Source organism: Sporomusa sp. 246TCP1 (assembly GCF_057319775.1).
This window is the reverse complement of record NZ_CM170492.1, coordinates 5,881,342-5,900,298: the sequence shown is the minus strand read 5'-3', so window position 1 is coordinate 5,900,298 and position 18,957 is coordinate 5,881,342. Positions and strand designations below refer to the sequence as shown.

Genomic DNA, 18,957 nt, shown 5'->3' with positions numbered 1-18,957 from the left:
AGCCTGACCCCAATCACACTCTTCTTTAATCATTGCATATTTTATAATAGTTTGCTAAAATGTATATACATGTAATTACAAAGGAGGTTTACTGATGGAAGTAGACATTATTAAAATTGGAAATTCCAAAGGTATCCGGCTCCCTGCCAGCGTATTGAAAAAATGCGGATTTGATAAAAAGGTCTTACTAGAGGTAAATGGTAATTCAATTACTCTAACACCTGCACGAAAGAGCAGAGAAGGCTGGGCTGAGGCTTGTATGCGAGCTCATGCGAACGGCGACGACAAACTACTTATTCCCTCCGAATTAGATAATGCTATGCTGGAGGAATGGAATGATAAGTGACCAATATACAGTTTGTTGGGCTGACTTAGAGCCTACAAGAGGTACAGAAATAAATAAGACAAGACCCTGTGTAATAATCTCACCGAACGAAATGAATCAATATTTAAGCACAGTCATTATTGCGCCAGTTACAAGCCAATCACATCCTTATCCAATGCGAGTAAAGATTGTAGGCAAAATTGAAGGCTGGATTGTTTTAGACCAAATAAGAGCAGTTGACAAACACCGTCTTTGTAATGAAGTAGGAAAACTAAGCTCTTCTGAGATAAGCAGCGTTAAAAAAGTAATAAGAGAAATGTTAGTTGATGAATAAGGTGTGATTAAAAATAAGTTCATAAATAAGAGATAGACGACCAAGCCCAACCTTTCTAGGCTGGGCTTGGCCGTCTTTTCTATGTAGGATATCTATTCCTTGTTACCTGGTTGGTCTAAATAGTTTCTCACTGCAATTATAAATTCACGAGCATTGGTTACTTGAATTTTCGCCTCTTCACAACTTGCCACATAAAAATCTTCATAATCACTATCCTAACGAATATTGAATGCTTGATGTAATGAGCGAGAATATCTTCTATCAAATGCACCTACAGCCACAAAATTCTTATCAAAAAACTAATAATTCCAGAATGTTTTTTGGAATCAAACGACGCCATAGCACAGACAGCTCTAGCAGCATGAAACATAGCATAATAGGAACTACTCAACGCCTTCATATAAATGCCTTTTTCCAGCATTATGCCTGCCGCTTGTAATTCCAAATCTGCCCGTTGCAGTCTATACAGGGATAAATCCTTCCGATTATCAGCCATATAGTAAAATACCTTCCCGTTCAACGTTTTTATAAAAAGGTACATAACTCACACATTTATTGTAATCCATAAAACTCTTGGGGCGAATAGACAGTACCACCCCATATTCAATTGATAAATCTACGCTAATATCTAACAAAGCATCCGTATAGCATTTTACCTGCTCCGGTGATTCATTAATAATCACTAGAATATCCAAATCTGATTCAGCATCTTCATCGCCTCTGGCATAAGAACCATACAAAAATACACGACAAAGTTTATCATTTAATATAGACTGTAATTGTGGAAGTAACCGAGATAACAAATCTTGCAAACGTTGTTGCCCAATACCACGATTTCCCAAAATTCCCTGTACCATCATTTCACCCCCTACAAACCTAGATTCTTATCCTCACATTACCATCACAATAATGATGAGTCAAGCCAACTAGTGGCTCAAAGTACATTTTTACGACCGTTTGGGCTATGAAATCTTTTCCGTAACGCTCACTACCACGGCTTTCATCCACAGCAGCTTACAGTGGTTGAAGCCTCTACCTGCATGGCGACTCCGGAGGGCCTTCTTCCATTTCTAATTAAGCCTAGCACGGATGGGTAGTTTGCTTACGCACTCATTCGCTTTCATGACGCACGCCTTTCCCTTGATTTGACTTCAGAAGAAATTGATGCATTGCGTCCTAAAGTATATGCCTATATGGCTGCTCAAACCCCCAAGTGTAAATGATATGTTTTTCTGGTAGTAGCCGCCATTTGCATATCAAATTAAGGCAGCTGCTGCTGACTCCAAAAATACGATAGGATAGAGGCTGTCTGATTATTCCGCACGATTCGTACCGCGAATCGCAATTATAGATACTGTCTGTCCATGCTAAGCGTACTGGTAGTCCGCTGGTCAGTACCGCTCCGAAGAGCGGTACCCAACACAGCTTTTTTGTTACTCGTTAACCTTTACCTTGCGCATATTCAGATCGCCGGAATAAATCCGAATGGAATTATTCACAATGCGGTCAATGATCGCATCCGCATGGATTCCACCACCAAGGCGTGTGTGCCAATCCTCAATTCGATACTGCGTACAGAATACGGTGCTTCTGTCAGTATAACGACGCTCAATCAGTTCGAACAGGAAATGTTCCTGCTGGCGTGACAGATCATCGATAAGCCATTCATCCAGAATCAGGAGTGTGTAACTCTCAAACTTCTTGAGGAGTTTTGATACGCCAGTGACAGTGGTAGCGGCTTCATCATGCAGCTGTAACAGATCCGGCATCCGGATGTATCTAGTTCTGTATCCCAACCTGCAGGCAGCTTTGCCAAATGCGCAGGCTAAATAGCTCTTGCCTGATCCCGTGAAACCGTCAATAATGATATTCGTATTGGAATTCAGGAACTGACAGCTAGCAACGCCAAGTACCTTGTCCCGGTCAAGATGACGGTCTGTGTAGTAGATATCATCGACATTGGCCTGTGGGAAGCGGAACTTTGCAAGTTTCGTCAGACGTTTCACTTTGTTTGTATATTTTTCCTGGTATATATAATCAACCAGGAGCTGCATGCGTTCCTCAAAAGTGAGGGTCTGGCAGCTCTGTTGACCGGATTGGAGCTCCAGTCCACGCATCATTTCGCTCAGATTGAGTTCTTCCAGTTTGCGGCGGGTTTCCTCATTTATCATCATCGTATCCTCCATAATAAGCGGCACCGCGGACATATCCGCGCACCTCACTATTCTTTTGACGGATTTCGCTTTCTTCTTTCTGGGCAAGATAGATTTTATCTTGATTGCCGGAAAGAACGGCTTTAAGATGATGGTAACGGGGCACCCGTATACTGGACAGGACGATTTCACATGCGGTTTCCAGACGCTCTTCGGAATACGTCTTTGCCAGATGTAACACCGACAGGGCCGAATTATAGCCCTGCTCTTTTATAGTTACGCTACGGAAAATACGGTCAATGACTTCCGCCGTACTTTCTCCTATGGACGCAGCCCAGCGTTTGATGCGGTTTTCATCCATTTCAGGCTGATTGTATGCATCCGGCATATCCTCCTTGTGCGTGCTCCATCCGTTGCTCCGGTAATCGGGGAACTTTGGATGGGTGGCAATGCGCTCGTGATTGTAATAGATTTCGAGAAGCGTATCCGTGATCCGTACACTTACTTCCTTGCCGCGATAATGAAACGGGCAGGAATAATGATTTTTCCAGAACACGATATGGCAGTCAGGATAAACCTTTACCCCATGCTTCCACTCGCAGATCTCATAAGGAACTGCCGGCAGTTCATGCAGATAGGGTTTTTCCTCCACATACACGAGGTAGCGGCTGCCTTCCCGCTTCTGAAACGGCGCTTCATTCAATTCAGCCAATGCTTTGCTCACTGCAATCCTGAGTTCACCGAAGGAATGGAATTCTTCATTCCTAAGCTTTGCGATGACCGCAGTGGCAATTTTACCGACCGTCCCTTCTACAGAGGCTTTCTGCTTGGGTTTGCGGACGCCGGTAGGCATGATAGCGGTGCAGTAGTGATTGCCAAGTTCCTCATATGCGCTGTTAAGGAGGATGTCTCCTTCTTTTGGGTGTTTGATAACGCCCGTCTTGAGGTTATCGCATACAGTTCTCACAGGCACACCGCCAAAGAATTTATACATGTTGATATGGCATCTGAGCCAGGTATTCAGTTTCATATCAAGGCAGGGCTCAACATAAGAATACTGGCTGTAAGGAAGAGTCGCTACAAACAGGTAAACCTTTATGAGCTCACCAGTGTCCGGATCCATAAATTTCATGGTAGGTCCGCTCCAGTCCACTTCGCACCGGATTCCCGGCTTATGGATAAGATGATTGGTAAGCGCCTTCTCTGCAACGTATTGGCCGTAATCTTCGCAATACTTGGAGTATCCGACTGGTATTCTTCCGTTTGCTTCGCACTCGGCTTTGTATTCTTTCCAGAGAAGTTTTAAGGTAACACCTACCTTTTTGAGTTCGTCATGAACCTGATCATACGACGGTAATTCATAGAGCTGGCTTAGATCCGAGTATTTGTTGGGGAAGAACATCTGATAGACTTCATCTTCAGCCAATTCTTTAACATCGTCATAGCGGATCTGTTTCTCATCAGCGATGTGGCATACTTCGCTGACGGAGGATTTTGACATGTTTCGAGTGGCAGCAATGCTGTTCTGAGACATGTGTGCATCCCGCAGTTCCAAAATCAGTTTGACTTTGATTTTGTTTGCCATAGTGATGGTCTCCTTTATCTTAGATTTGAACCAAATGGTTCTTACTAGTAAGATAAAGGAAACCGGTATCATTGTCATGGACTGATGGTACGATTGCGGTAGATTAGGGAATCGACGTGGTGGTATCATTGCCATGGAGTGCCGGTATCATTGTGCGGATTAGCGGTACGCCACGCACGGAATATTCAGCTGTCTAAGGGTCTGACCTGCCATTCCTGCACCGCCGGCATGATTTTATCGGTGATTCGGCTGATTCCTTAAACAGTCTCCCCAACCTTTCTAGGCTGGGCTTGCTCGTCCTTTAATTTATTGTCAACCGGAACCGTCCCCATCGACAATGATTTAATACTGCATATGACAATCAGTATGAAGCAACACCGCCAGTTTAGGCAAGAAAAAAATTAAATGCCGCCGCCATTAAAAATGAGCGGCGACAGCCTATCCCTTATCTGTGTTTATTCATTTCAACAATAGCTTAATACCATTATCCAGACTTGTGGCAGCCATCCATTCCGGCAGCTTATTTCCTACATGTGGATGCATCATTTCCCTGCTCCGGTAAAGTCTTGCCCCCCAATTAATATTTAATTTTACACCAGCAGCTTTCTCATACAAGTGTACAATTTGCCGCAGTGTATAGATTTGCTCAGGAGCCACAAAAAAGTCTTGGTGATAATGCTCAGGCTTCGTAGTAATAAGTTTTAGCGCATGTAAAAAAGCATCTACAATATCATCAATATAAACGAAGCCTAACTGCTGCTGCCCTCCAGACATATCTAACGTTTCACCCGTCTGCGCAATCCGGTTTAGTAGGGAAAACAGTTTGGGCCGAGGATCGTTAGGCCCATAAGTATCAAGCAGTTTTAAGGTAAGCATGCGCATAGGCGTTGTTTGCGTATAGTAACGCGCTATTGTTTCAAAAGCCTGTTTGGTTGCCGCGTAAAGATTTACCGGATTATAATTCTCCTGGTTATAATGCTGCCAATGGGTACCGGCATTAATCAGATAATTGATTTGGCATCGTCTCATAGCCTCCAAAAGTTGTGCGCCAAACAAGATATTGCTGTTAACTAAGTCCCCTACATTAGCACTAATATGTTCAGCTATATATAAGGTTGCTAGATGGAATACTACATCCGGTTTGACTGCTTCTACTATACCAAGTATATTATCAGTAGAACCAGTATACATGTGGACATGGACATTCGAAACAACATCTTGGATTCCTGTCATTCTAGAATTATCACGAATTATTATGTGCGGATTATAGCCTGATTGACAAAGCTTCCGTACTAAATTAGAGCCAATAAAGCCTGTTGCTCCAGTTATCAATACATTTTTAAAGCTTATATTCTTTTGTAAAATATCTCCCATACATATCAACTCACTCTTATATTCTTAAGCAGCAATTCGTACTCACCCTTGACAAATCAGGTATAAGTACATCTTGCCACTCCATTCGCACACCCTTATTGTATGTTCAAAATAATTTTTTAAGTCGTTTTACATAAGGATCAAGTATATCTTCTGCGAACAAACCATATTTATATAACGTACAACTAGCACATCTTTGACTCGCACCTTTCAACATTGTCCGGCGAAAACCAGTGAGTCTTTCACCGTTCCAAATGTCTGGAATAGCTTGTTCTTTCGCATCCCCAAAAATACCTGGATAGGACATAGAACAGCATGGAACAACCGCTCCATCAGGATTTATTTGAATCATGTAAAAAGGCTGCGGGCATATCTCAGCTTCTAATAACGAATTTCCACTTTGCGTAATCCCAAGTGACTTCTCTCCCGCTAGATTTGAATAATCAATTCCTTGCACCGTAGGTGTTAAATGTTCTATGGCGATTGCATCGCAAAATTGGCCAAACTTTTCAAAAAAATATTTTTCTTCATCTTCATTATCCAGAGCACAATCAATTATTTTGATATATACCTTAGTATTTCCCCTGCGTTCATAAAAGAACTTGATTTCTTCCACAAGCAGCTCGAAATTAATCGTTGCATTTGATATCATTTTATACTTTTCACCAGAAATACCTTGCAAGGAGATCCTTAGTTTATCCAGTCCTCCATCAATTAGCGCAAGGGATAATTCTCTATTAAGCAACACACCATTAGTTACTATATCAATACTGTTAGCAATATCTTTTGACTTGGCATAGCTGACCATTTCGGCAATATTTTTATGTAAAAGCGGTTCACCAATCCCTGCAAAGCGCAACATTTTCAGTTTGCTCTTAAAACCGGCTATATCATTAATGCACTTTTTGTATAAATTAAGGTTCATCTGAGTAACATCTGAAATATAACCATGCTCTTCACGAGGCAAAGCGTGCAAACAATATCCGCAACGGAAATTACAGGCGTACACAGGAAATACTTGAATCAAAAAGGGGGTTTCCAGTGGCAGGATTTCTCCTAAAATAGTACGCTTACCCCCAGGAGTGATACCAGTTAGCACCTTATCGCTTGCCAATTTCTTCTCGCTCCTTTTATCGTGCGGCGATTAGACGTTAAATCGCCTAAGCAGTTCCTCTGCCGCATCATCTAATACATCTTCCGGGTGCGATACATCATCAGGGGCACAACAAACTGCACATTTAGTATTATTATTTCGCTGCTTTTCAAGATGCATGACTTGAAATCTTCGAAGTTTAGAGCCATTCCACATACTATATAACGTCTCCTCGTGTATATTACCAATTACAATCGGCTTATAAATAGTGTCGCACGGTTCAACATCACCATTAGGAAATATGCCAAGCATAAAAAATGGCAACGGGCAGACTTGCCTTTTTGCGTGAACTCGCCCGTAACGATCGGCAGTAGCGGCAGTGCTGTTTGCGTACTGCACACCATCATAAACAGGACGGCACTGTTCAATATACATCCTGTCACTGATTTCGGCAAACAAATTATAAAACTTTTCGTTTTCCCCTTCTTCCAAGGCAATATCCATAACTTTTACAAAAACCTGACAACCTTTTTTATGCTGATATAAATAGCGAATATTATCAATAAATTCATCAAAATCCAGGCTATATCCGCAAACTTCATTATACTTAGCACTTGAAAGTCCTTGCAGAGATATCCTGATAATATCTAGCCTAGCATCAGTCAAAGCTCGGGAAGTTTCTCGATTAAGCAAGGATGCATTTGTGATTATCTCTACCCTTTCGGCGATGTTTGCTCTTTTAGCAAGTTCAATCATGAACGGCAAATCTTTGTTAATAAGCGGCTCTCCATGTCCGGTAAGGGATAACACTTTAAACCTGTCCGGAAACTCTTGAGCCTGTTCTAGAATATACTGATAAGTTTCCATGGACATATTTTGCAGTTCAAATTTATACCTTTTATTCATCTCTTTAATACCGAGTGAATGCCCACAGTATACACATCTAAAATTGCAGTAGGTAGTCGGAAATACAAAAAGCGTAAAAGGGGTTTTAAGAGGAACTGTATTTGCAAGCATTATCCGCTCAAGCCCGCATATCGGTTTGATTTCGGCTGTCATAGTTCACATCCTAACTACTAGTTTAAAACCGATTTAATAACTGTCCTGCTACATCATCAAGATACTCATTCTCATCAAGTATACAATGACAAGCTGTACAAGTAGCACATACAGGAATTTTCTCACGGTTAAGCATTAAATGAGCGCGTAGTAAGTTTTTGCGCCGATTGCCATTCCATATTTGCTGAATGGTCTCCTCATGAATATTCCCCATAGCGAAGTTTGCTGGAAGTCCATTCACCGGGCAAGGGAATACGTTGCCATCAGCGTCGATCTGAAGTAAGTAGAATATTACCGGACACACGTACCGATAATCAATTTCTTCATTGTTTAAATTACGTGAATTGTCAGCTCTTCCCGCATGATCACCCATCTGCTGCTGTAAAGTAATCAAATGTTCAACATAAACTTGATCACTAATATCTCCAAAAAGATCATAAAATCGTTCTTTTTCCTGCTCATTATCAATAAGTGAATCAATTATTTTTATAAAAATCGCACACTTAGCTTTATGCTGATATAAGTATCTTAAATTCTTGTACAGTTGATCAAAATCTACTGTTGCATTTGACACATCCTTATACTTCTTCGAATTTAGACCTTGAAGCGACACTTGAATTCTTGTCACTCCCGAAGCTATCAACGCATCAGATAGCTTGGGGGTAAGCAGAGAAGCATTTGTTAAAACATCAAGGCGCTCGGCTATGCCCGCTCTCTTCGCGTGAGCTATCATCCTAGGAAGCTCGGGATTCATTAAAGGTTCTCCTAAACCAGAGAATACCAGCCGCTTAGGGCGTTCCGGAAACAACATAATTTGTTCTGCTATTTTTTCGTAAAAGAAATAACTCATATGTTTGATTTGATAACCAGTTTTTTTCAATTGTCCATTATCATCTCCACTCGTACTATGCAAGCAATAAAAGCACTTAAAATTGCAGTAACGGGTAGGCTCAACAAAGACGGTAAACGGAGTATTTAGTGGAATTATATCCACTAAACGCTTGCGTTCCGTATCATAACTTGGCTTTATTTGAGCTCTCATGGTTTATCCTCGCATGTCGCATATAATATAGTTTCCATACCATGAAGTTCGTGACTTCTTAAAAAAAATTTATATTTTGGATTTATTCTCTTAATTAAGTTTGGAATTTCCCACATATGCTCGATTTTGTGATAGACACTTATCGCAAGATCTGGCCTATACTCTGCAATAATCTTCTCTGCTCCCAAGATAGCTTCTAATTCAACACCCTCAATATCCATTTTTATGAAAGTCGGAGCAAAATCTTTTAATACATCGTCTAAGGCCACACACTGAATAAAAACATTACCTTGTTCAGTGACAATGCTAACGCTCTCAAAGCCGGACTTAAACAACAATGTAATAGTCTCTTTCCAGACGCCGCAAGGAAATAGTAATTCTTCCTTAGCTACCCGCATATGATTCAAGTTTTTTCGAAGTTGTTTAAAGTTTTCACCATCTGGCTCGAACAAGGCAATTTTATCAATTAGACCTTTGCTATTTCGCAGAGCCATTGCCGTGTCTCCATTAAAAGCCCCGCAATCGATAAATCGGGAATATCCTTTGTAAAAAAATATATCATTAACAAAATATTGTTTTTCTACATCTGGTTTTGAAAATAAATCTGGATTCGAGTTTACAATCGCATTAAAAAAATGGTGATAGACTTCTTTACTTTTTTCATCAGATAAAGAATCAGCAACATCTAATATTTTTTCTTGTTCACATTTGAATGAATTTGTCTTAGTAAATTCATTGGAAATCATTAAGTTATAAACATCATGATAATAGCATGTTTTACTATATCCCAGGTTTAAAAGCCAGGCTTTCATATTTTGTAATTCTTCAAAACTACAGAAAAATGCAATAATAACTAACGGATCTTCCATGATGCTATTCTTATCTTCTGCCTTGAAGACAGGTTTACTTAAATAGGATTTGATAACATCAGCACGCCTGTCTAAAAAACCCTCAATTCCTATATTCGCGCTCTTCAATAATTGATATGTCATTGCCCCTGCGTTACCTGCTCCGTAAATAAACACCTTACGAGACGCAATTTCATGAAAAAACTCTTCCATTTTTCCAGTGTTTTCAGGAGAATTAATGAGCCTTTCTAACTTTTCTTTATAACTAGCCTCAATACTCATTTCTTTCCTTCCTCTCTAACTATTTGCACCCATGTCTGAAGCAGTACATCTTCCGGAAATTCTCTATGATACTGAAAAATTGAAGACTTGTTCTTTTCTTTTAATAAGGGACTACACCCTCGAATCTCGCTTTGAATACTATCTGGCTGCCGATCATGTTGGTTTGTAGGCCTAACTCTAAACCGCCATATGTCTTTTCCAAGACATGAACTGAACCATGCTGCTGGAGTTTGGCCTAGATACCTTTTAAAGCTCAGTAACCGTTTAGGTTGCTCCATACTATACTCAATATTGATATAAAATGAATCTAAGAAGCTCTTTGCAGTATACTTACGCAAAACATATTCCCGAGCATTTCTGCCCAATATTTCTCTTACCTTGGGATTAGCAAATAGATATCTCATTGCATTTCCATATTCCTGTATATTAGATACTATAATACCGGTTTTACCATCCTCGACAATATATCTTTCCGTTAATTGATTCAAAACTACTGGAGGCACTTGAGCAGCCATAGCCTCTAAGATTGCATTCTCGGTAGTACATGTGTGCTGTGGCATCAGCGGATAACCAAAAACATCAAACTGAGCAAGTACTGGCTTAATATCATTTACATAGCCGAAAAAAACAAAAGGATTAGAAATATGTTTGATTCGTACCTGCCTTTCAAGCTCTTGTTTAATCGGCGCGTCACCCGCTAATATAAACTGTGCCTCAGGAATATCAACAGCTTTGCAAAATTCTACAAAATCGGGATGAAGTTTTGAGAAGTCAACAAGCCCCAAGTAACCAATGTTAAAACCACTATGTTTTACTTTTTCAATCTCCGCAAAGTTTTCTAAACCGCCACATCCATATACAACACCAGTTTTATTTTTCAAAACCTCGCGTGGAATAGTGGAAAATACTTCAGCACCATACGTGGCTTCAGTAGTGAAAAGCACCCTATTGGCTTCCAATAATAGATCTGGATTTAAAGCAGGAACTGTTAAGTTGGAAATATGTGTCCAAATCACCACCCTAGTTGGTAATCCGGGAAAGTCGTATAGAAATTTGGTTGTCTTAGGATGATGCCACCAATGAATGACCGTGATATCAGTTGCGGCAATAAGCCTTGCAATTTCAAACGGCTCGGATCCAATCAGTGTGTAAACACCTGCTGTTTGTACTTTATCAACAAAATTTGTTTTTCGGGGTTGTTCCAATAAAACAATACTATGTTCCATCCGATTATCATTAGCTAAGGCTAATCGGGATATAACATTTCCCACTCCACCACCCATATGAGGCGTTATATGCAAAATTCTAATCATTGCATTAATCCCTCTTTTTAACTATATTGATGATGTACTCTCTGGCAATTGTTTTTAAATATGAGGATTCTGTATTGAAGGTTATTTTTTTCAACTTATTTTTTAGGCTTTCATCAAGATAATATGGTTCGACTGTAACATTTTTTGCATAATATCCATAACAACTTAGTTCCTGAACTAAATCATCAACCGATATGTGATAAACAATATTTTTATCTGCCGGAACTTCAGAACTAGTGATATGTAGCACTGTTCTAATATCATGTGTATTTCTAAGTTTCAGTAACAGTTGTCCATCAACTGACAGAAGTGACAGTAAGTTTTTCAATAGCTTATATGGCTCTTTATAGGCATTAATTGGTTCTCCTAGTAAAACATAGTCAAACCTATCGTCTGCAAAATATTCTAAGATGTACTCTGGGCGGTCAACTTCCACTTTCCCATCACATATGGTCTGTAAATCAAGCCAATATTTTGCGTTTGAACTAAAAGCAGATAGTTTTGATACTATCCCGCCTTGTTCCCAAATAGCGTTTTTTGCCTCTAGAATAGGAGTGCCACAGCGAACATCGACGCCTAATATACGGGGTACAATAATCTCAAACCTTTCCTTAAATACGACATACGTTCTCATGACTTGCTCGTAATTATTAACATCATCCCAGGCATCTATTCCATAGTATTTTTCTTGAAAAGTTATGCGCCCCTTATTAAGCGACTCTTGATATTCTCGGGGATTTTTCATCACTGTGTGTCCAGCATGTTGAACAAATACATCTTTACAAAGGATTGCCTTATAGCCAGCTCTTCTCACCCGAAAAGTTAAATCATCGTCAGCAAAATCATGAAAAAAGCCATAATCCTGTGATCCAATCATATCTAAACACACTTTACGAAGCAAAGCTATTGGCGGTACCAACCTGAGTCGTTCATTCCATTTTTTGGGGTCCGAAACATTATAAAGAGCGGCGTTCTCCTGCATCTCCGCAAAGTTTGTAAAGTTCAATTGTACCTGTTGCAGATTACTGACATTATCAGATACCGGAACAACCATTCCAATACGTTCATCAGACCAAGCACATTTTAACATATTAGTAAGCCAGTTCTTTGTAACATAAATGTCGTTACTAACAGCTACAATAAACCTGCCACGGGCTAATCCGATACCCACATTAGATCCAAAAAAAGCGCCAATGTTTTTAGTAACTTTAACAATCTTTTTTACAGGATGTGAGATAGACTTAAAATAGTCAAACGTTCCGTCAGTTGATCCATTGTCAATTAATATTAACTCATAATCAACATCTTTTGTATATTTCAGTATACACTCAATACATGTCTTGGTATACTTCTCCAAATTGTTATAACCTAAAACGATAATACTTACAAGAGGTGAATCAGCCTCCTTTAAAGTAGACACTACATTGTTTCTTGCTAAATATATATTATCCCCTGGCTGAGGTGAGGTTTTATCTTCGCTATTAATTTCGATTATTTCACTGCAACTCTGCTGCATAAGAGCCCTTATTTGCGACTTAAATAAACATATATCAACATCATTTTTCACTATGCTTTCATATTCGGCAATGATAGATTTTGCCTCATCTAACCTGTTATTTTCAATCATAGACTTTATGTCTCTTTTTACTTGTTTCTGGCATTGTTCAAATTCGTTGCCATTGTTGACCATCATATTGCCTCTCTCTTGTTATAAGATATATGACTACAGTCCATACACAAAAGGAGTTACAAAATCATCCATCTTGGCTAACCTTGTATCCCGTTCTGATATAATCGCCTCATTTACATTCCACGGAATTTCAAATGAATTCCATAAAATTCCACTGTCATGTTCTGTCGAATAAATACTAGTTACCTTATACATCATAATAGCGGTATCGCTTAAAACCTGAAAACCATGCGCTAACCCCTTCGGGATATATAGCATATTTGCTTTATCGCAATTCAAATTTATAGTTATAAACTTCCTATATGTTGGTGATCCCTTTCTTAAATCAACAACAACATCCATTACTTCTCCAACACTACAATAAACCAATTTTTCATGGTCAGCAGGAGGTAATTGAAAGTGTAATCCTCTGATCACATTTTTTTTGGATATAGAGTAGTATTCTTCTGCATAGTTTGTTTGCAAATTATACTGCCTAAATACATCGTTACGAAATGTTTTAACAAACATGCCTCTCTGATCAACAAATTTATCATTTTCGATCTCATAACAACCTGCTATGCTAGTCGCTTTTATAATCATACTAATATTCCTTTAAAACGAAACTTTTAATACTCTTAATCATAAAATCTATTTTACTTGTACACATTCCAGGATAAACTCCAATCCAGAATGTTTTATTCATAATTTCATCTGTATTTTTAAGCTCTCCCACGATTCTAAAGCCTTGTCCTGTGTGTCGCATCTCATCAAAGCACGGATGTTTTATCAAATTACCCGCAAAAAGCATCCGGGTTTGAATCCCTTGCCTTTCCAAACAATTCACAATTTCATCCCGGGTAAATGTAGCAGTATGCTTTATTGTAATCAAAAAGCCAAACCAGCTTGGCCGAGAATTCTCAGTCGGTTCAGGCAACATTAGTTGATCTTCTAATTCCGCCAAACCGGCGCGAAGCAGTTGCCAGTTTTTTTGTCTACTTTTTATAAATCCAGTTAGTTTTTCTAGTTGTGCACATCCAATTGCCGCTTGCATATCAGTAACCTTTAGGTTATATCCTAAATGAGAATACACATATTTATGATCATAGCCAAAAGGCAGTTCACCAAACTGCTGATTGAAACGATTTCTGCATGTACCATCTTCACCTGATTGACACCAGCAATCTCTGCCCCAGTCGCGAAACGATTCGACTAAGCGTTTTAATTGTAAATCATTAGTATAAACAGCCCCACCTTCACCTATTGTAATATGATGTGGCGGATAAAAACTTGAAGTCCCTAAATGACCAATAGTTCCTGTATAGCGCCATTCACCATTAAATAGATATTGGGAGCCTAGTGCATCACAATTATCTTCAATTAACCATAACCCGTTTCTATCACAAAACTCGCGTACAGTCTGCAAATCAAAAGGATTTCCCAATGTATGCGCGATCATAACTGCCTTGGTCTTTGGTGAAAGCGCCGATTCCAGTTTGGACACATCAATATTATAAGAAGGCAATGTTACATCTATAAACACTGGTACTGCACCAAATTGAATAATAGGAGCTACCGTAGTCGGAAACCCTGCCGCAACAGTAATGACCTCATCGCCTTTTTTAATTCTGCGTTCACCTAATTTGTAAGAGGTCAAAGCCATAAAAGCCAAAAGATTCGCTGATGATCCTGAATTAGTAAGTGAACAATAACTCACCCCGAGAAACTTTGCAAATTCTTTTTCAAAACGTTCAGCATATTCACCAGTCGTAAGCCAAAATTTTAACGCCGCATCTACTAGATTGACAATTTCCCTTTCGTCAAATATACGTCCGCCGTAGGAGATACGGTCACCAGGCTGAAAGTCAGGCTTCGTCTTATGTTTTACTTCATAATATCTAACAACAGCATCCAATACATGTTGCCGTAATTGTTGTTCCAAATTTTTGTCGTGACTACTCATTCTCTCAGCCCTCCACAATGGCTACAGGTATTTTATTATATTCTTCTATCTGTTGTAGACAGGTATAGTACACCGACGCTCCAGTCTGATACGCCATATACCATTCATAAATTTTTTCCAGTGCCATAGGTAGAATCCAGCGTGGCCCCCAGCCAAGGCGCAGCTTGGCTTTGGAGCAGTCAAGTTTCAAATAATTGGCTTCGTGAATTTGCAAGCGCTCATCTAATGTATAGCCGCTAGCTCCCCACTGCTCACTCAACTTCTTCACAATCCATTCCACAGGCTTAGCATCTTTATCATCCGGTCCAAAGTTCCAAGCTTCTGCAAAAGAACTTCCATTTTTATATAAATTTTCTGCTAACAACAAATAACCATATAATGGTTCTAGTACATGCTGCCAAGGCCGAATAGCTTTAGGGTTTCTTATAACAATTTTCTCGTGATTTAATAATGCTCGAATACAATCAGGTATCAACCGATCTGCCGCCCAATCGCCACCACCAATAACATTACCCGCACGTGCGGTTGCTACAGCAATCTGATGACTACCATAATTATTAGGATTGAAATAGGAACTTCGGTATGCTGCCGTTACCAATTCGGAACATGCCTTACTGCTGGAATAGGGGTCAAAACCGCCCAGCGGTTCGTTTTCCCGGTAGCCCCAAAACCATTCTTGATTACTATAGCACTTATCTGTTGTCACATTAACAACAGCCCGGACATTTTCACATTGGCGGATAGACTCTAACAAGTTGACGGTCCCCATGACATTAATGGCATATGTATCAACAGGTAGCTTGTAAGATTCACGAACTAATGGCTGAGCTGCCATATGAATTACAATTTCCGGGTTAGCTGCACGCATAGATTTTTTTAAGAATTCACCATTACGCACATCACCATAGACAGACATAATCTGTTGTCCTATATTACACAATGTGTAGAGACTCGGCTCTGTTGGCGGCTGTAGTGCATAGCCGGTAACCTTCGCGCCTAACAAATTAAGCCATATTGATAACCAAGCTCCTTTAAAACCTGTATGTCCTGTAAGAAAAACTTTTTTTCCTTGCCAAAAATCTGTATCTAGCATCACTTTCCCTGCCTACTCCCATACTTTCCATGGTGCCGCACCAGAATTCCACAACTTTTCCAAGTTATCCTTCTCGCGCATAGTATCCATAGGCTGCCAAAAGCCGGCATGCCGATATGCCACTAGTTGTTCATCCTGTACTAATCCTTCTAGCGGCGCTTTTTCTAATACCGTATCGTCACCATCAAGATGATTGAAAAACTCTGGCTGGCAAACAAAAAATCCACCATTGATCCACCCGCCATCACCTTCCGGCTTCTCTTGAAAGGCTTGTACATTACTATCCGCTAAAGCCAGTGCTCCAAATCTGCCTATTGGTTGTACTGCGGTAATCGTGGCAATCTTCCCGTGACTTTTATGAAACTCTACTAAATCACAAATATTAACATCACTTACGCCATCACCATACGTAAGCATAAACGGCTCATTACCTACATATGGTTGTATTCGTTTTACACGCCCGCCGGTCATAGTGTTTGCACCTGTATCTACAAGTGTTACTTTCCAGGGTTCGGCATGATGGTCATGAATTATTTGTTGGTTAGCCATGCGAAAATCAAAAGTGATTGTGGATTCCTGCAAAAAATAATGGGCAAAATACTCTTTGATATAATATCCTTTGTACCCTAAGCAAACAATAAAATCATTAAACCCATAGTGGGAATATATCTTCATAATATGCCATAAAATTGGCCGTTCTCCGATTTCGATCATAGGTTTAGGCTTTAAATGTGACTCTGCACTGATTCGCGTGCCAAAACCACCAGCCAATATGACTACCTTCATATCCTCATTCCTTTCCATTCAGCGATTACAATTTCTCTCTTTTGAGTGTTTAATTTCGGCGTAATCTTTGGCCTTTTAATCAAGTTAGTACATTCCTAGTTACTGTATAACTCTTTCATCACTTTGAATTTCTCCTTAATCGTTTCATCAGGACATTGCTGATATGACCACTCCAGAAAATCAAAAATGTAATGTTTATCGTAACCATATTCCAAAGCTTGCGAAAAATACTTGGCCGCTCCGGCAAAATCTTTCAATTTATAACAGCAATAGCCGGCATCACAGTAAAGCAGACTTAATTGTTTTGCTTCCAAACTTACTTTGTTTATATAGTACAAAATCATATCTAGCGCATAGCCAAAAAAACCCTGTTGTATAAAAGTCAAGCTGATTTTACTAATAGCTTCACTCAAAAAAAACCTTTTTGCTAATTGCAATACCGTTTCCATCTGTGCTTGGTTACCCAAATGCATCATTTCTCTCACTAAATCGAAAAAATGTGGGAAATCAGCATTTGTTAACTGAATATCATTTTCCATTTGAAAGTATGCAATAATAATTTTGCGAAATGATGGTTGCATACGCGATCCTAATAAATTCATAGAATCAAAGCTTCCACCAATAAGCAATGCTGCCACAGCCAACAATTCCATGTCATATTCCCCATTCTTCTGAAAAGAATCAGCAAGAACCGGGAAAACTATATCAAACTTACAATTAGTTAATAAAACCAAACCGTTAAGCTTGTTATCACCAAACTTATCCAATAAAATTCGGTGATAATAATCAAGTACTTTTTTTACTTTTAAACACGCTAAGTTGGTTACCAGAAAGCGAATGTCTCCCTCCTCCGCAATATCATATAACGAGTTTAAAAAGAAAATGACATTAGCCGGATCTTGGTTTCTGATTATAGAAACAAGACTGGCAAACACCTTCTGATTAGATTTCTGCAGTTGCAATACTTTGGTATAGTAATCAAGTGCCTGAGTTGATTGATTCTTCATTTCATAAATTTGAGCAATATTAAGATAAGCGTCCGGGCTTAACGCGTAAAAATCATTATTTCGGTTAAAGTCGCTATAACTAGCATTCAATTCAATAGCCTTCAATAAGGATGTTAATGCTTCTTCGCAACGCCCAATACTCCGGTAATAAAGCCCCTGAAACAACCAAATCTCCGGGTGATGAGGAAATCGCTCCATTGCCTCGTTACAACTGGCAACAACAACTTCTTCACTATATGTCTCTAAACGGGTCATACTATTTATGAGAAATATATAGGGTTTATAATCGATTTCACTGTTCAGCAGCTTCATCTGTTTGATTGCTTTTTGCGCATAGTCTATTGCTTTTTCATACTCACCATTCCGCCAATAACCATCGCTTAGATAGCTATATGTCAAATCACGAACAATACCGTCTTTTACTTCTTCTTCCAGCAAAGCTGTATTACGTCGTATTTTTTCAATTATTGTTTCGTTTGTATAGCCAGTGTGGTAGATAACAAGCACTCGGGTAGTAACATTTATCGGTGTGACAGGTTTTCCGGATTTATAAACAGCTTCATGAATACGGCCCTGGTAACGAATAACCGGGGAATTACGAAATATCCTGATAGTCGGATTAGAGCTTCTAAGCGAACCATCAATTCCCTCCAAATTATTCAGCTGGCACCTTACTGCTTCAATCTTCCGGTTACCATGAATTTTGTCAATAAGCGGTCGGACATTGTTACTTGTTTCGGCGGCAATATACTCATCGGCATCCAAAAAAATAATCCAATCACCTTTAGCCTGCTCCAAGGCATAGTTTCGTGCCGCTGCAAAATCATTACTCCATTGATAGTGAAATACTTTGGCCCCTACCTGTTCGACAATCTCTACCGTAGCATCAGTGGAACCAGTATCGACAACAATTATTTCATTAACGATACCTTTTACACTTTGCAGGCAACGACTAATATTTGTTGCTTCATTTTTGGTTATAACACATGCGGAAATTTTAGCCACATTTTTCTCTCCCAAACAAAAAATTC

The 18,957-nt window shown here is 39.4% G+C and carries 18 protein-coding genes; 2 read left to right on the top strand and 16 right to left on the bottom strand.

Annotated elements, in window-relative coordinates; translation table 11 throughout:
• The first annotated feature begins 94 nt into the window (after positions 1-94).
• A complete protein-coding gene (locus AC1ECB_RS27865) occupies positions 95-346 on the top strand; it encodes an AbrB/MazE/SpoVT family DNA-binding domain-containing protein (protein WP_485666793.1) in 252 nt (83 codons plus the stop codon).
• Positions 336-659 (top strand): type II toxin-antitoxin system PemK/MazF family toxin, encoded by a 324-nt coding sequence (locus AC1ECB_RS27860; RefSeq protein ID WP_485666792.1) that lies wholly within the window; start codon positions 336-338, stop codon positions 657-659. Before AC1ECB_RS27865 ends, AC1ECB_RS27860 begins: the two co-directional genes overlap by 11 nt.
• 271 nt (positions 660-930) lie before the next feature.
• Here AC1ECB_RS27860 and AC1ECB_RS27855 read toward each other — a convergent pair whose 3' ends face one another.
• From AC1ECB_RS27855 to AC1ECB_RS27780, 16 genes are all read right to left on the bottom strand, one after another.
• Positions 931-1,155, bottom strand: a complete 225-nt coding sequence (locus AC1ECB_RS27855) for a HEPN domain-containing protein (RefSeq protein WP_485666791.1) — start codon at positions 1,153-1,155, stop codon at positions 931-933.
• Positions 1,148-1,519 carry a nucleotidyltransferase domain-containing protein gene (locus AC1ECB_RS27850; protein WP_485666790.1) on the bottom strand — a complete coding sequence of 124 codons (372 nt, stop codon included), beginning with the start codon at positions 1,517-1,519 and terminating at the stop codon, positions 1,148-1,150. Before AC1ECB_RS27850 ends, AC1ECB_RS27855 begins: the two co-directional genes overlap by 8 nt.
• A 573-nt stretch (positions 1,520-2,092) precedes the next feature.
• Positions 2,093-2,833: an ATP-binding protein gene (locus tag AC1ECB_RS27845; RefSeq protein ID WP_485666229.1), complete on the bottom strand. Its 741-nt coding sequence runs from the start codon at positions 2,831-2,833 to the stop codon at positions 2,093-2,095.
• The gene (istA, locus tag AC1ECB_RS27840; RefSeq protein WP_485666228.1) at positions 2,820-4,397 is read right to left on the bottom strand and encodes an IS21 family transposase; all 1,578 of its coding nucleotides are present in this window, start codon (positions 4,395-4,397) and stop codon (positions 2,820-2,822) included. The genes AC1ECB_RS27845 and istA overlap by 14 nt, the downstream gene beginning before the upstream one ends.
• Before the next feature lie 459 nt (positions 4,398-4,856).
• Positions 4,857-5,771 (bottom strand): NAD-dependent epimerase/dehydratase family protein, encoded by a 915-nt coding sequence (locus AC1ECB_RS27835; RefSeq protein ID WP_485666789.1) that lies wholly within the window; start codon positions 5,769-5,771, stop codon positions 4,857-4,859.
• 106 nt (positions 5,772-5,877) lie between these two features.
• Complete coding sequence (locus AC1ECB_RS27830; protein ID WP_485666788.1) at positions 5,878-6,885, bottom strand: radical SAM/SPASM domain-containing protein; 1,008 nt, start codon at positions 6,883-6,885, stop codon at positions 5,878-5,880.
• Positions 6,886-6,915: 30 nt separating this feature from the next.
• Positions 6,916-7,923, bottom strand: coding sequence for a radical SAM/SPASM domain-containing protein (locus AC1ECB_RS27825; protein ID WP_485666787.1), 1,008 nt, complete (start codon positions 7,921-7,923; stop codon positions 6,916-6,918).
• Positions 7,924-7,945: 22 nt separating this feature from the next.
• Entirely contained in the window at positions 7,946-8,965 is a 1,020-nt protein-coding gene (locus tag AC1ECB_RS27820; RefSeq protein WP_485666786.1) for a radical SAM/SPASM domain-containing protein, read from the bottom strand.
• Positions 8,962-10,095, bottom strand: a complete 1,134-nt coding sequence (locus tag AC1ECB_RS27815; RefSeq protein WP_485666785.1) for an FkbM family methyltransferase — start codon at positions 10,093-10,095, stop codon at positions 8,962-8,964. The genes AC1ECB_RS27820 and AC1ECB_RS27815 overlap by 4 nt, the downstream gene beginning before the upstream one ends.
• A complete protein-coding gene (locus tag AC1ECB_RS27810; protein WP_485666784.1) occupies positions 10,092-11,408 on the bottom strand; it encodes a glycosyltransferase family 4 protein in 1,317 nt (438 codons plus the stop codon). The genes AC1ECB_RS27815 and AC1ECB_RS27810 overlap by 4 nt, the downstream gene beginning before the upstream one ends.
• Positions 11,409-11,412: 4 nt before the next feature.
• On the bottom strand, positions 11,413-13,101 hold the full coding sequence (locus AC1ECB_RS27805; RefSeq protein ID WP_485666783.1) for a glycosyltransferase family 2 protein: 1,689 nt from the start codon (positions 13,099-13,101) through the stop codon (positions 11,413-11,415).
• Between the two features lie 30 nt (positions 13,102-13,131).
• Positions 13,132-13,680 (bottom strand): dTDP-4-dehydrorhamnose 3,5-epimerase, encoded by a 549-nt coding sequence (gene rfbC / locus AC1ECB_RS27800; protein WP_485666782.1) that lies wholly within the window; start codon positions 13,678-13,680, stop codon positions 13,132-13,134.
• 1 nt (position 13,681) lies between these two features.
• Complete coding sequence (rfbH, locus tag AC1ECB_RS27795) at positions 13,682-15,040, bottom strand: lipopolysaccharide biosynthesis protein RfbH (RefSeq protein WP_485666781.1); 1,359 nt, start codon at positions 15,038-15,040, stop codon at positions 13,682-13,684.
• Between the two features lie 4 nt (positions 15,041-15,044).
• Entirely contained in the window at positions 15,045-16,133 is a 1,089-nt protein-coding gene (gene rfbG / locus AC1ECB_RS27790) for a CDP-glucose 4,6-dehydratase (protein WP_485666780.1), read from the bottom strand.
• A gap of 12 nt (positions 16,134-16,145) precedes the next feature.
• Positions 16,146-16,919 (bottom strand): glucose-1-phosphate cytidylyltransferase, encoded by a 774-nt coding sequence (gene rfbF / locus AC1ECB_RS27785; RefSeq protein ID WP_485666779.1) that lies wholly within the window; start codon positions 16,917-16,919, stop codon positions 16,146-16,148.
• A gap of 95 nt (positions 16,920-17,014) precedes the next feature.
• Positions 17,015-18,931, bottom strand: a complete 1,917-nt coding sequence (locus AC1ECB_RS27780; RefSeq protein WP_485666778.1) for a glycosyltransferase — start codon at positions 18,929-18,931, stop codon at positions 17,015-17,017.
• Positions 18,932-18,957 lie beyond the last annotated feature (26 nt).